7 protein-coding genes are annotated in these 13,790 nt (G+C 63.7%); 5 read left to right on the top strand and 2 right to left on the bottom strand.

Annotated features, from left to right (window positions below):
- Positions 1-10: 10 nt before the first annotated feature.
- Positions 11-823 (top strand): gamma-carboxygeranoyl-CoA hydratase, encoded by an 813-nt coding sequence (locus AABM52_RS10405; RefSeq protein WP_347911669.1) that lies wholly within the window; start codon positions 11-13, stop codon positions 821-823.
- A complete protein-coding gene (locus tag AABM52_RS10400) occupies positions 823-2,778 on the top strand; it encodes an acetyl/propionyl/methylcrotonyl-CoA carboxylase subunit alpha (protein ID WP_347911668.1) in 1,956 nt (651 codons plus the stop codon). The genes AABM52_RS10405 and AABM52_RS10400 overlap by 1 nt, the downstream gene beginning before the upstream one ends.
- Positions 2,779-2,817: 39 nt before the next feature.
- Here AABM52_RS10400 and AABM52_RS10395 read toward each other — a convergent pair whose 3' ends face one another.
- Entirely contained in the window at positions 2,818-3,465 is a 648-nt protein-coding gene (locus AABM52_RS10395) for a S24 family peptidase (RefSeq protein WP_347911667.1), read from the bottom strand.
- A gap of 129 nt (positions 3,466-3,594) precedes the next feature.
- On the opposite strand from AABM52_RS10395, the gene AABM52_RS10390 reads away from it, so the two are divergent.
- Complete coding sequence (locus AABM52_RS10390) at positions 3,595-3,936, top strand: DUF3077 domain-containing protein (protein ID WP_347911666.1); 342 nt, start codon at positions 3,595-3,597, stop codon at positions 3,934-3,936.
- A 343-nt stretch (positions 3,937-4,279) separates the two neighbouring features.
- Here the strand turns inward: AABM52_RS10390 and AABM52_RS10385 are convergent, their stop codons facing one another.
- Entirely contained in the window at positions 4,280-4,882 is a 603-nt protein-coding gene (locus AABM52_RS10385; protein WP_007978448.1) for a methyltransferase domain-containing protein, read from the bottom strand.
- 398 nt (positions 4,883-5,280) lie between these two features.
- Here AABM52_RS10385 and AABM52_RS10380 point away from each other — a divergent pair, with 398 nt between their 5' ends.
- Complete coding sequence (locus tag AABM52_RS10380) at positions 5,281-11,814, top strand: hypothetical protein (RefSeq protein WP_347911665.1); 6,534 nt, start codon at positions 5,281-5,283, stop codon at positions 11,812-11,814.
- 82 nt (positions 11,815-11,896) lie between these two features.
- Positions 11,897-13,732 (top strand): tetratricopeptide repeat protein, encoded by a 1,836-nt coding sequence (locus AABM52_RS10375; RefSeq protein WP_347911664.1) that lies wholly within the window; start codon positions 11,897-11,899, stop codon positions 13,730-13,732.
- The last annotated feature ends 58 nt before the right edge of the window (positions 13,733-13,790 follow it).

Raw genomic sequence — 13,790 nt, 5'->3', positions numbered from 1 at the left:
GGAGAAGAACATGAGCGACTTCAACACCCTCGAACTGCTGACCGACCCCCGTGGTTTTGCCACGCTGTGGCTCAGCCGTGAAGAAAAGAACAACGCCTTCAACGCCGAAATGATCCGCGAACTGATCCTCGCCCTCGACAAAGTCGCGAGCGATGCCAGCCTGCGGTTTCTGATCGTGCGCGGTCGCGGCAAGCATTTCAGCGCTGGCGCTGACCTGGCCTGGATGCAGCAATCGGCCGAGCTCGATTACGCCACCAACCTCGATGACGCCCGGGAACTGGCGGAATTGATGTACAACCTGGCCAAACTTAAAGTTCCGACCCTGGCGGTGGTGCAAGGCGCTGCCTTTGGTGGCGCGCTGGGCCTGATCAGTTGCTGTGACATGGCCATCGGCGCCGATGACGCGCAGTTCTGCCTGTCGGAAGTACGCATCGGCCTGGCGCCAGCGGTGATCAGCCCGTTCGTGGTGCAAGCCATCGGCGAGCGCGCGACCCGTCGCTATGCCTTGACTGCCGAGCGCTTCGGCGGGCAACGGGCACGGGAAATCGGCTTGTTGTCGGAGAGTTATGTAAGTGCCGAGCTGGAGCAGAAAGTCGAGCAATGGGTCGACAATCTGCTGCTCAACAGTCCGGCCGCGATGCGCGCCAGCAAGGACCTGTTGCGCGAAGTCGGCGACGGCTCACTGACCCCGGCATTGCGCCGCTACACCGAAAACGCCATCGCCCGCATCCGCGTCAGCCCCGAAGGCCAGGAAGGCCTGCGCGCCTTCCTGCAAAAACGTCCGCCGAACTGGCAAGCCGAAACCACCAAGGAGCCCCGTTGATGAGCGCACCTGTTATCACCACGCTACTGGTGGCCAACCGTGGCGAAATCGCTTGCCGGGTAATGCGTACCGCCAAGGCCCTGGGCTTGACTACCGTGGCCGTGCACAGCGCCACCGACCGTGACGCCCGGCACAGCCGCGAAGCTGACATTCGAGTCGACCTCGGTGGCAGCAAAGCCGCCGACAGCTACCTGCAAATCGACAAACTGATCGCGGCGGCCAAGGCCAGCGGTGCCCAGGCGATTCACCCCGGCTATGGCTTTTTGTCGGAGAACGCCGGGTTCGCCCGCGCCATCGAAAACGCCGGCCTGATTTTCCTCGGCCCACCCGCCTCGGCCATCGACGCCATGGGCAGCAAATCCGCCGCCAAGGCCTTGATGGAAACCGCTGGCGTGCCATTGGTGCCGGGCTATCACGGTGAAGCCCAGGACCTGGAAACCTTCCGCGCCGCCTGCGAACGCATCGGTTACCCGGTGCTGCTCAAGGCCACGGCCGGGGGCGGCGGCAAAGGCATGAAAGTGGTCGAGGACGTCAGCCAACTGGCCGAAGCCCTGGCCTCGGCCCAGCGTGAGGCGCAATCGTCGTTCGGCGATTCGCGGATGCTGGTGGAGAAATACCTGCTCAAGCCGCGTCACGTGGAAATCCAGGTATTCGCCGACCAGCACGGCAACTGCCTGTACCTCAATGAGCGTGACTGCTCGATTCAACGTCGGCACCAGAAAGTCGTCGAAGAAGCCCCCGCGCCTGGCCTGAGCCCGGAGTTGCGGCGCGCCATGGGTGAAGCCGCCGTGCGTTCGGCCCAGGCCATCGGTTATGTCGGTGCCGGCACCGTGGAATTTTTGCTGGATGCGCGCGGCGAGTTCTTCTTCATGGAGATGAATACCCGCCTGCAAGTGGAACACCCGGTCACCGAAGCCATTACCGGCCTCGACCTGGTGGCCTGGCAGATTCGCGTGGCTCGTGGCGAAGCGTTGCCGATGACTCAGGACCAGGTACCGCTGGTGGGCCACGCGATCGAAGTGCGGCTGTATGCCGAAGACCCGGGCAATGATTTCCTGCCGGCGACCGGTCGCCTGGAGCTGTATCGCGAATCCACCCAGGGGCCGGGGCGTCGAGTGGACAGTGGCGTCGAAGAAGGCGACGAGATCTCGCCGTTCTACGACCCGATGCTCGGCAAGTTGATTGCCTGGGGCGAAGACCGTGAACAGGCACGCTTGCGCCTGTTGAGCATGCTCGACGAATTCGCCATCGGCGGGCTGAAGACCAACATCAATTTCCTGCGGCGCATCATCGGTCACCCGGCGTTTGCCGCTGCCGAACTGGATACCGGCTTCATTCCGCGCTATCAGGAGCAGTTGCTGCCCGCCCCTGCGGAACTCAGCGATGATTTCTGGCAAGCCGCCGCCCAGGCGTTTGCCCAGAGCCAGCCGCCTGCCACCCGCGCCGATGACCCGAGTTCGCCGTGGGCGACGGGTAACGGGCTGCGTGCCGGATTGCCGAGAGAAATCACCCTTCACCTGAGTTGTGAAGGCCAGGACAGGGCACTGACCCTGGGCGACATCAATGCCCACAGCGCTCTGCTCAAGGGCGAGCAGCTGCTGACCGAGCAGGCTGGCGTACGTCGTCAACACCGCGCAATACGCCGTGGCGAACATGTGTATTTGCAGTGGGATGGCGAGTTGCGTCGCATCGAGGCCTACGACCCGATCAGCGCCGTCGAGGCCAGCCACAGCCATCAGGGCGGGCTGACCGCGCCCATGAACGGCAGCATCGTCCGGGTGCTGGTGGAGGCCGGGCAATCGGTCGAAGCCGGGGCGCAACTGGTGGTACTGGAAGCGATGAAGATGGAGCACAGCATCCGCGCCCCCCACGCCGGGGTGATCAAGGCGCTGTATTGCCAGGAAGGTGAGATGGTCAGCGAAGGCAGTGCGCTGGTCGAACTGGAAGAAGCGTGAAATGAAGATCGGTCCTACGCACCGCGAGGACCGATCTGATCAGAACCTGGCTGTTGCCTGAACCACTACGCCGATGATTCGACACTCTTCGGTGTACAAGGCTTTCGGATACGTCGGATTGAGCGGGACCAGATAACGCTGCCCGCCCTCTTCGATGAGCTTGCGGAACGTGGCTTCGGTGCTCTCCGGCCACTGGGCAATGACCAGTTTGCCAGGTTCGGCGTCCACCGCAGGGTCCACCAGGATCAGCATGCCTTCCGGGATGCTGATGCCATTGGGTGCGGTCATCGCATCGCCTGCCACTCTCAACCAGAATGCCGGCCCCCGGGCGTGGTAATCGGACAGTTCAAAGTGCCCTTTCCCGTACGCCGGGACCTCGCCGTCGCGCACTTCGGCAGGTTCGCGCCAGTCACTGACCGGATAGCGAAAGTACGGGTTGTACTTCTGTGTCAGGGGAATTTCGTCGTCCGTTGACGCCTGCGGTTCCCGGATCACCAGCGCCACTTCGAGAAACTCAAGACCCAGCGCCCGCAGCACACGGTTCATGTCTTCGATGCCGGGTTCACGACGTTTGTTGAGCCAGTGGCCAATGCCGCCCTGGGACATCCCGAGGCGCTCGGCGAGTATCTCTTGAGTGATTTTGAGTTCACTCATCTTGGCCTTGACCAATTCAATCCATTTATCCATGTGCGGCACGATACGTGGGCGACTCCGGCCATCAAAACACAAAATGTAGTATTTAAATTTTCGTCACAAATACAGTTCGTATTAGGATCGATTCACGGATCTGAATCTAACACGGAGCTTGCCATCGCCATGAACCAACCCACCAATGACCGCCCGGACATGCAAATCGACAACACTTTCACCTCGCCCCTGGACTCTGCGGCGGCACAACGCGCGCTGGACTATTACTTGAAACCAGCTATTTCAGAGGAAGTGGCCGAGCCGCGCTTTTTTGATGTGAACCGCAATATCAGCGGCGAAGAGGCGCTGGTCCATGCTCTGGACCTGTTGCGCTGTGCTGCCGCCACCGCGTACGAGTCAGCCAGTCACCTGCAAGGCGCAAGCCGTGACCTGGCGTTTTCGACGGTGCACATGATCGACATGGCCAAGGCGATGGTCGATCGATCGCTGGAGAAGTTTGCAAACGGTTGAAGTGAGAAAGCAAATCGAGAGGACAGGAAAGAATTCTCCTGTCGCACAGGTAAAAATGCTTGACCCTTAAACGAGAATGATTATTATTGCATCAACTGGTCGCGAGATCAGTCGATGGACCAGGTGACCTTAGGTCGGTCTCCTGGACTATCTCCTCATCAGGCTAATCACGGTTTTTGACCCGGCTTTTTGCCGGGTCTTTTTTGTCCGCTGCATTCCGTATTTTTGCGTAAGGCATCAATTGCACGGCGCTTTCCGCTTAGTACCTTTGCGCAAACGTTCACCGCAAAATCCGCTTGGGCGGAGACGGGCCCTGCATGCCGGGCCCGCGGTTCAGCATGGCTCAGGCAGGGAAATGCTGGTTGGCGATCGCCACCACTTCCTGCTCGGAGATCGGCGCAAGTGCCGCCACCGCCCACAGGTCATAGGCCGGATGGGCACGCTGGATCGGCAGCACCATGTCGAAGCCGGCCGCTTGCAGGGAGCCGGTCAGGACCTTCTTGGTGAAACCGCAACGGTGCGCCATGAACACGTTGCCGTTGGCCATGGCCGGGCGATGACCGTAGAGGATGTCGATGGGCGCGATCGGGCCGGCCGGTGAAAGGTAGGCCTCGTCGGTCAGCTTGTCTTCTGCCACCAGGGCGCACACCGATTGCAGGTCCGGGCAAGTGATGATCACGAAGCCGCCAGGCTTGAGGACGCGCTTGAACTCCGCCAGGGCGACCGGCACCTCATGGGGATAGAGATGCTCGATGTTGTGGCTGGAGAACAGCGCATCCACCGAAGCGTCCTTGACCTGGGACATGTCGGTCATGGTGCCGACGATGTCCGGGTTGACACTCTCATCGATATCGAAGCGCAGTTCCTGCCACTGCTCCGAGGCGAAGCCCTTGGTCGTGCTGTTCTTGCTCTTTGGACCGCATCCTACATGGAGGAAGGTTTTCACAATCAGTTACTCGATCAAGGCCCTTGCCGGATGGCAAAAGGGGAAATGGGGGCATGTTCCGCTGGCCAATGCCTGCCAACGGACGCCCGCGCACACTAGGGGAAGTGCTGGGCAAGGGTCAAGTTCATGGCAGCACAGCGGCGTGCCGTTGGGTCAGCTCGCAAAGAATGGCGGAAACCTACGATAGTGGCCATATGACACCCACTCATTACTATCCGAGCCTATAAAACAAAGACTTTTTATAACTAAAAGTTTAAAAAAGGCAAAAAGCCATCAAAAAGATTCTTAATGTTTTTACCGCATGTGTCGCTAATGACACGAGGGCTACCAGATTTCCGCCCAAGGCTACGGCGACAACGCTGGCAGCGCCGTAAATGACCCCTATACAGGATGCGTCCATGAGCTTTATTTCTTCGTTGACCCCAGCGCAAGTCGCTGCCCTGAGTACAACCACCATTGCTGGGCTTGCGACCCAGGATATTGCCGCCTTGAGCACCGCTCAGATCGCCGTGATGACCACTGCGCAGATCGCGGTCATCACCACGCCGAACATTGCCGTGTTTTCGACCGTGCAGGTACCGGCACTGACCACCGCACAGGTTGTTGCCCTGACCACCGCTCAGGTCACCGCACTGAAAACCACGCAGATCGCTGCGCTGACGACTACGCAAGTCGCTGCCTTCGAAACGACGGATATCGCTGCGCTGCCCGTTGCCTCGCTCGCCAGCCTGACCACGGCCCAGACTGCCGCACTGACCACCGCACAGGTTGTTGCCCTGACCACTGCCCAAGTTGCGGCGCTGAAAACCACGCAAGTCGCAGCACTGACCACCACGCAAGTGGCGGCCCTGCAGACCGTCGATGTCGCCGCGCTGACCACCGCCAGCGTCGTGGCCCTGACCACCGCTCAGGTGGCGGCACTGACCACTGCCCAGGTCGCGGCGCTGACCCCGACCCAGGTCGGTGCTCTGGAAACCGCCGACGTGGCCGCCTTGACCACGGCTCAAGTAGTGGCCCTGACCACCGCCCAGGTCGCCGCGCTGAAAACCACACAGATCGCTGCCTTGACCACCACCCAGGTGGCGGCCATCGAAACCGCTGACATCGCCGCCTTGCCAGTGGCCAGCATCGCCGCACTGACCACCGCGCAGACCGCTGCCCTGACCACCGCCCAGGTCGTGGCCCTCACCACCGCCCAGGTGGCCGCGCTGAAACCGGCCCAGGTGGCTGCACTGACCACCACGCAAGTGGCGGCCATGGAGGCCGCCGATGTCGCCGCACTGACCACCGCTGACGTCGTCGCCCTGACCACCGCCCAGGTCGCGGCATTGACCACCGCGCAGATCGCGGCACTGAAACCGACCCAGATCAGTGCCCTGGAAACCGCCGACGTGGCCGCCTTGACCACGGCTCAGGTGGTGGCCCTGACCACCGCCCAAGTGGCTGCACTGACCACCGCGCAAGTGGCTGCTATGACCACCACGCAAGTGGCGGCCATCGAAACCGCTGACATCGCCGCCTTGCCGGTGGCCAGCGTTGCCGCCCTGACCACCGCCCAGGCCGCTGCCCTGACCACCGCCCAGGTGGTGGCCCTGACCACCGCCCAGGTGGCCGCGCTGAAACCGGCCCAAGTGGCTGCACTGACCACCACGCAAGTGGCGGCCATGCAGGCCGTCGATGTCGCCGCACTGACCACCGCCAGCATCGTGGCCCTGACCACCGCTCAGGTCGCGGCACTGACCACCGCCCAGGTCGCAGCGCTGACCCCGATTCAGATCGCTGCTATGGAAACCGCTGACGTGGCGGCATTGACTACCGCTCAGGTGGTGGCGTTGACCACCGCCCAGGTGGCTGCACTGACCACCGCGCAAGTGGCGGCCATGACCACCACGCAAGTGGCGGCCATCGAAACGGCCGATATCGGTGCATTGACCACCGCTGGTGTCGTCGCCTTGACCACTGCCCAGGTCGCGGCTCTGACCACCGCCCAGGTGGCGGCTCTGAAACCGACCCAGATCAGCGCCATGCAGACTGTCGATGTCGCGGCGCTGACCACCGCCCAGGTCGTGGCCTTGACCACCGCCCAGGTGGTGGCACTGACCACCGCGCAAGTGGCTGCTTTGACCACCACCCAAGTGGCGGCCATGGAAACTGCCGATGTCGGCGCCCTGACTGCCGCTCAACTGGTAGCCTTGACCACCGCCCAGGTCGCGGCACTGACCACGGCACAAGTGGCGGCACTGAAACCGACCCAGATCAGCGCCCTGGAAACCGCCGACGTGGCCGCCTTGACCACCGGCCAGGTGGTGGCCCTGACCACCGCTCAAGTCGCGGCACTGACCACCGCGCAAGTGGCTGCCTTGACCACCACGCAAGTGGCGGCCATCGAAACCGCTGACATCGCGGCCTTGCCAGTGACCAGCGTCGCCGCCCTGACCACCGCGCAGGCCGCTGCCCTGACCACCGCCCAGGTCGTGGCCCTCACCACCGCCCAGGTGGCTGCGTTGAAACCGGCCCAAGTGGCTGCACTGACCACCACGCAAGTGGCGGCCATGCAGGTCGCCGATGTCGCCGCGCTGACCACCGCCAGCGTCGTGGCCCTGACCACCGCTCAGGTCGCGGCTCTGACCACCGCCCAGGTCGCAGCGCTGACCCCGGCTCAGATCGCTGCGATGGAAACCGCTGACGTGGCGGCATTGACTACCGCTCAGGTGGTGGCGTTGACCACCGCTCAGGTGGCTGCACTGACCACCGCGCAGGTGGCCGCCCTGACCACCACGCAAGTGGCGGCCATCGAAACTGCCGATATCGGTGCGTTGACCACCGCAGGTGTCGTGGCCCTGACCACTGCCCAGGTCGCGGCTCTGACCACCGCCCAGGTGGCGGCGCTGAAACCGACCCAGATCAGCGCCCTGCAGACTGTCGATGTCGCTGCGTTGACCACCGCCCAGGTCGTGGCCCTCACCACCGCCCAGGTGGCGGCTCTGACCACCGCGCAAGTGGCTGCTTTGACCACCACGCAAGTGGCGGCCATCGAAACCGCTGACATCGCCGCCTTGCCAGCGACCAGCGTCGCCGCGCTGACCACCGCGCAGACCGCTGCACTGACCACCGCCCAGGTGGTGGCATTGACCACTGCCCAAGTGGCCGCGCTGAAACCGGCCCAGGTGGCTGCACTGACCACCACGCAAGTGGCTGCCATGGAAACTGCCGATGTCGGCGCGCTGACTTCTGCCCAACTGGTAGCGTTGACCACTGCCCAGGTCGCAGCACTGACCACGGCACAAGTGGCGGCACTGAAGCCGACCCAGATCAGCGCCCTGGAAACCGCTGACGTGGCTGCCTTGACCACCGCTCAAGTGGTGGCCCTGACCACCGCCCAAGTGGCTGCACTGACCACCGTACAAGTGGCTGCTTTGACCACCACGCAAGTGGCGGCCATCGAAACCGCTGACATCGCCGCCTTGCCAGCGACCAGCGTTGCGGCCCTGACCACCGCGCAGACCGCTGCACTGACCACCGCCCAAGTGGTGGCATTGACCACTGCCCAGGTGGCGGCGCTGAAGGTGACCCAGATCGCAGCCCTGACCACCACGCAAGTGGCGGCCATGGAAACTGCCGATGTCGGCGCGCTGACTTCTGCCCAACTGGTAGCGTTGACTACTGCCCAGGTCGCAGCACTGACCACGGCACAAGTGGCGGCACTGAAGCCGACCCAGATCAGCGCCCTGGAAACCGCCGACGTGGCTGCCTTGACCACCGCTCAGGTAGTGGCCCTGACCACCGCCCAGGTGGCTGCACTGACCACCGTGCAAGTGGCTGCTTTGACCACCACCCAAGTGGCGGCCATCGAAACTGCTGACATCGCTGCCTTGCCAGTGACCAGCGTCGCCGCCCTGACCACCGCGCAGGCCGCTGCCCTGACCACCGCCCAGGTCGTGGCATTGACCACTGCCCAGGTGGCCGCGCTGAAACCGGCCCAAGTGGCTGCACTGACCACCACGCAAGTGGCTGCCATGCAGGCCGCCGATGTCGCCGCGCTGACCACCGCCAGCGTCGTGGCCTTGACCACCGCCCAGGTGGCGGCGCTGACCACCGCCCAGGTCGCGGCGCTGACCCCGGTTCAGATCGCGGCTATGGAAACCGCTGACGTGGCGGCATTGACTACCGCTCAGGTGGTGGCGTTGACCACCGCTCAGGTGGCAGCCCTGACCACCGCGCAAGTGGCTGCTTTGACCACTACGCAAGTGGCGGCCATCGAAACCGCTGATATCGGTGCGTTGACCACCGCTGGTGTGGTCGCCTTGACCACTGCCCAGGTCGCGGCACTGACCACCGCCCAGGTGGCTGCGCTGAAACCGACCCAGATCAGCGCCCTGCAGACTGTCGATGTTGCGGCGATGACCACCGCCCAGGTCGTGGCCCTGACCACCGCCCAGGTGGCTGCTTTGACTACCGCGCAAGTGGCTGCTTTGACCACCACCCAAGTGGCGGCCATGGAAACCGCTGACATCGCCGCCTTGCCTGCGGCCAGCGTTGCGGCCCTGACCACCGCGCAGACCGCTGCCCTCACCACCGCCCAGGTCGTGGCATTGACCACTGCCCAGGTGGCCGCGCTGAAACCGGCCCAGGTGGCTGCCCTGACCACCACGCAAGTGGCGGCCATGGAAACTGCCGATGTCGGCGCGCTGACTTCTGCCCAACTGGTAGCGTTGACCACTGCCCAGGTCGCGGCACTGACCACGGCACAAGTGGTGGCACTGAAAGCGACCCAGATCAGCGCCCTGGAAACCGCCGACGTGGCCGCCTTGACCACGGCTCAGGTGGTGGCCCTGACCACCGCCCAGGTGGCTGCACTGACCACCGCGCAAGTGGCTGCCTTGACCACCACGCAAGTGGCGGCCATCGAAACCGCTGACATCGCCGCCTTGCCAGCGACCAGCGTTGCGGCCCTGACCACCGCGCAGACCGCTGCACTGACCACCGCCCAGGTGGTGGCATTGACCACTGCCCAGGTGGCCGCGCTGAAACCGGCCCAAGTGGCTGCACTGACCACCACGCAAGTGGCGGCCATGGAAACTGCCGATGTTGCCGCGCTGACAACCGCCGGCGTCGTGGCCCTGACCACCGCCCAAGTGGCAGCGTTGACCACCGCCCAGGTGGCGGCCCTGAAGCCGACCCAGATCAGTGCCATGGAAACCGCCGATGTGGCCGCCCTGACCACCGCCCAGGTCGTGGCGCTGAGCACCGCCCAAGTGACGGCACTGACCGCCGCCCAGGTGGCCGCCCTGACCACCACGCAAGTGGCGGCCATGGAAACTGCCGATGTCGGCGTCCTGACTGCCACTCAACTGGTAGCCTTGACCACCGCCCAGGTCGCGGCACTGACCACGGCACAAGTGGCTGCACTGAAACCGACCCAGATCAGCGCCATGGAAACCGCCGATGTCGCGGCGCTGACCACCGCCCAGGTCGTGGCCCTGACCACCGCTCAGGTGGCGGCCTTGACCACCGCCCAAACGGCGGCATTGACCACCACGCAAGTGGCGGCCTTTGAAACGGCAGACATCGCCGCGCTGACAGTGACCGACACTGCAAGCCTGACCACTGCGCAGACTGCTGCCCTGACCACCGCCCAGGTAGTTGCCCTGACCACCGCCCAAGTGGCGGCGCTGAAGGTGACCCAGATCGCAGCCCTGACCACCACGCAAGTGGCGGCCATGGAAACCGCCGATATCGGCGCGCTGACTTCTGCCCAACTGGTAGCGTTGACCACTGCCCAGGTGGCGGCCCTGACCACGGCGCAGATCGCGGCCTTCAAGCCGACCCAGATCAGCGCCCTGGAAACCGCCGATGTAGCGGCCCTGACCACCGCGCAGATCGTGGCGATCGAAACCACCGACATGGCGGCATTGACCACGGCACAAGTCGCGGCCCTCACCACGGCGCAAGCCGCAGTGCTGACCACGGCGCAACTGTCGCACCTGTCGATGACCCAGGTTGATTCGTTCACCACTGCGCAACTGCAGGCGATGACCGCCACCCAGATCGACGCGCTGGCCCTGTCCACACCGCTGGTCCTGGACCTCAACGGCGATGGCGTGCAGACCACCCACCTGAGCAACGGCGTCAAGTTCGACCTCAATGCCGACGGCCACAAGGAAGCCACTGGCTGGACCGCTGGCGGTGACGGCCTGCTGGCGCTCGACCTCAACGGCGATGGCCAGGTCAACGATGGCTCCGAGCTGTTCGGTTCCTCGTTCCGTCTGCCGGACGGTTCGTTGGCCAAGGACGGCTTCGAGGCACTCGTCAGCCTGGACAGCAACCATGACGGCGCACTCAACTCGGCGGACCAGCTGTTCGCGGCGCTGCAAGTCTGGGTCGATGCCAACAACGATGGCGTCAGTGAAAAGGGCGAGATGCACACCCTCAAGGAGCTGGGCATCACCCAGTTCAATCTGGATGTGGCCAAGACCGCCGAGCTCAACCATGGCAACCTGATCGGTCTGAACAGCAGCTACGAAACCAGCGATGGCCAGAGCCATACGATCGCGGACGTCTGGTTCCGCACCGACGCCAATGGCAATCAGTCCCTGGACCTGACCAAGCTGGATTCGTCGACACTCGATGCCCACTCCCTGGGTGCCATCGATCTGTCGACCGATGGCGGCAAGGCCAGCGTACTGACCGTCGATGCCGAGACAGTCGCCAAGCTCGGCCAGGCTGGACAGGTGGATGTGGCCAGCGGTGCCGCGACACCGGTGCAGATGATCATCGACGGTGACCACAACGACACGGTCAACATCACTGGCAACAGTGGCGAGTGGCAAGCGGCCGGGACCACCACGGTCGATGGCGCCAGCTACAACGTGTTCAACGACGGCGACGTCCAGCTGTTGGTCGCAACCGACGTGCAGACTTGGATTCACTGAGTTTCAGTGGTAAACCTTGACTGATCCGATACCGGGCTCGAAAGAGCTCGGTATTTTTTTATTGGAAGAGATCGTCGCGCAAATGCCTAGACAGAATCTTGAGAGCCCGAACCTCGATATCGTGCTGGCCGCAGCCCTGCAGCTGGCCGAGGGCGTCGCTCTGGAACCGATGAAGTTGCTCGAAACCGCAGACCGGCTCAATGGCGCACAGCGCATCACCGATGTCGCTGCGCTCTACCAGCGCTGGCTGCAGCACTGCCATTCGTCGGTCAATTACATTATCCAGTTCAACCTGGGGACCACGCTGTCGCAACTGGGGCAGATCGAGGCCGCAGAGGCAGCCTATCGCGCCGCCATTGCCCAGAACCCGGAATTCGCCCAGGCGTGGTTCAATCTGGGGACGCTGCTGGAACGTCAGCACAAACCGCAGGAGGCCCTGGCCATCTGGCAGTCGATGCTCGATGACCGCCTGGTCGACGCCACGCAAAGCCGCGAGCTGTACCTGATGACCTGCAACAATCTGGGCCGCCTGTTCGAGGAAACCCGGCAGTTGCAGAAATCCGAAGCCATCCTGCGCACCAGCCTGGAAGCCGACCCGCATCAACCCAAGGTGATTCAGCACTGGGTGCACTTGCGTCAGAAACAATGCGTCTGGCCGGTCTATGAGCCGCCGGCAGGCTTGACCCGTGGCGACCTGCTCAAGGCATCCTCACCCTTGGCACTGCTCGCCGGCAGCGATGACCCCGGCCTGCAACTGGCCGCCGCGGTGCACTTCGTCAAGGAGCGGGTCAATGTCCGGGTCCCCGCCCTGGCTCCGGCCCAGGGCTATGGCCACCAGAAGTTGCGCATCGGCTTCCTGTCTTCGGACTTCTGCCTGCATGCGGTGTCGTTGCTGACGGTGGAGCTGTTCGAACTGATCGATCGGCAGCGCTTTGAGGTGTACGGTTTTTGCTGGAGCCGCGAAGACGGCTCGCCCCTGCGCGAGCGGGTCAGGCAGGCAATGGATCACTTCGTGCGCATCGACGCCATGGATGATGCCGCTGCCGCGCAATGCATCCGCGACCATGAGATCGACATCCTCATCGACCTGCATGGGCTGACGTCCGGAGCCCGTCCGGACATTCCGGCTTACCGCCCGGCTGCAGTGCAGATGACCTACCTGGGCTTTCCCGGGTCGACCGGGCTGCCGGGCATCGATTATGTGATCGCCGATCGCTACCTGATCCCCGACAGCGAGAAGGCGTACTACAGCGAAACACCGCTGTACCTGGCGCAGATCTACCAATGCAGCGACCGCCAGCGCCCCGTTGCCGCGTTGCCGACCCGCGCCGAGTGCGGCTTGCCGCAAGACCGTTTCGTGTTTTGCTCGTTCAACAACAACTACAAGTTCAACGAGGAAGTGTTCGACTGCTGGATGCGTATCCTGCAGCGCGCCCCCGACAGTGTGTTGTGGCTGCTGGCCGACAACCCCTGGGCCCAGGAAAAACTCTGCGCCAGGGCCCAGGCACATGGCGTGAACCCGGCACGCCTGCTGTTCGCCCCGCGGGTCGCACCGGCGCAATACCTGGCCCGCTACAGTGCCGCGGATCTGTTCCTCGACGCGTATCCGTTCAACGCCGGGACCACGGCCAACGATGCCCTGTGGATGGGCCTGCCGGTGCTGACCCGCTCGGGACGCACTTTTGCCTCGCGCATGGCCGGCAGCCTGCTGACTGCGCTGGACCTGCCGGAGTTGATCACCACCACGCTGGCCGAGTACGAAGAGCGTGCCGTCGAACTGGCGACCCAGGCGGATCTGTTGCCCGGCTTGCGTGAGCGTCTGCACCAGGGCCGCGAGCACTCGGCGCTGTTCGACACGCCACGCTTCGTCAGGGATTTCGAGGACGCGATCAGCAGTGTGGCGCCTGGCCGGGTCTAACCGTAATGCTGTTTCTCTGTAGGCGCGAGCGTGCTCGCGCCTACAGAGAAACAGCTTG

Origin of the sequence: Pseudomonas grandcourensis (genome assembly GCF_039909015.1) — a bacterium.
Taxonomy (GTDB): domain Bacteria; phylum Pseudomonadota; class Gammaproteobacteria; order Pseudomonadales; family Pseudomonadaceae; genus Aquipseudomonas; species Aquipseudomonas grandcourensis.
The sequence above is the reverse complement of the archived record's forward strand: the minus strand, read 5'-3'. Positions and strand labels throughout refer to the sequence as shown.

Coding starts and splice junctions, on each gene's coding strand:
- AABM52_RS10405 (WP_347911669.1), top strand. CDS start 11: ATGAGCGACTTCAACACCCTCGAACTGCTGACCGACCCCCGTGGTTTT.
- AABM52_RS10400 (WP_347911668.1), top strand. CDS start 823: ATGAGCGCACCTGTTATCACCACGCTACTGGTGGCCAACCGTGGCGAA.
- AABM52_RS10395 (WP_347911667.1), bottom strand. CDS start 3,465: ATGGATAAATGGATTGAATTGGTCAAGGCCAAGATGAGTGAACTCAAA.
- AABM52_RS10390 (WP_347911666.1), top strand. CDS start 3,595: ATGAACCAACCCACCAATGACCGCCCGGACATGCAAATCGACAACACT.
- AABM52_RS10380 (WP_347911665.1), top strand. CDS start 5,281: ATGAGCTTTATTTCTTCGTTGACCCCAGCGCAAGTCGCTGCCCTGAGT.
- AABM52_RS10375 (WP_347911664.1), top strand. CDS start 11,897: ATGCCTAGACAGAATCTTGAGAGCCCGAACCTCGATATCGTGCTGGCC.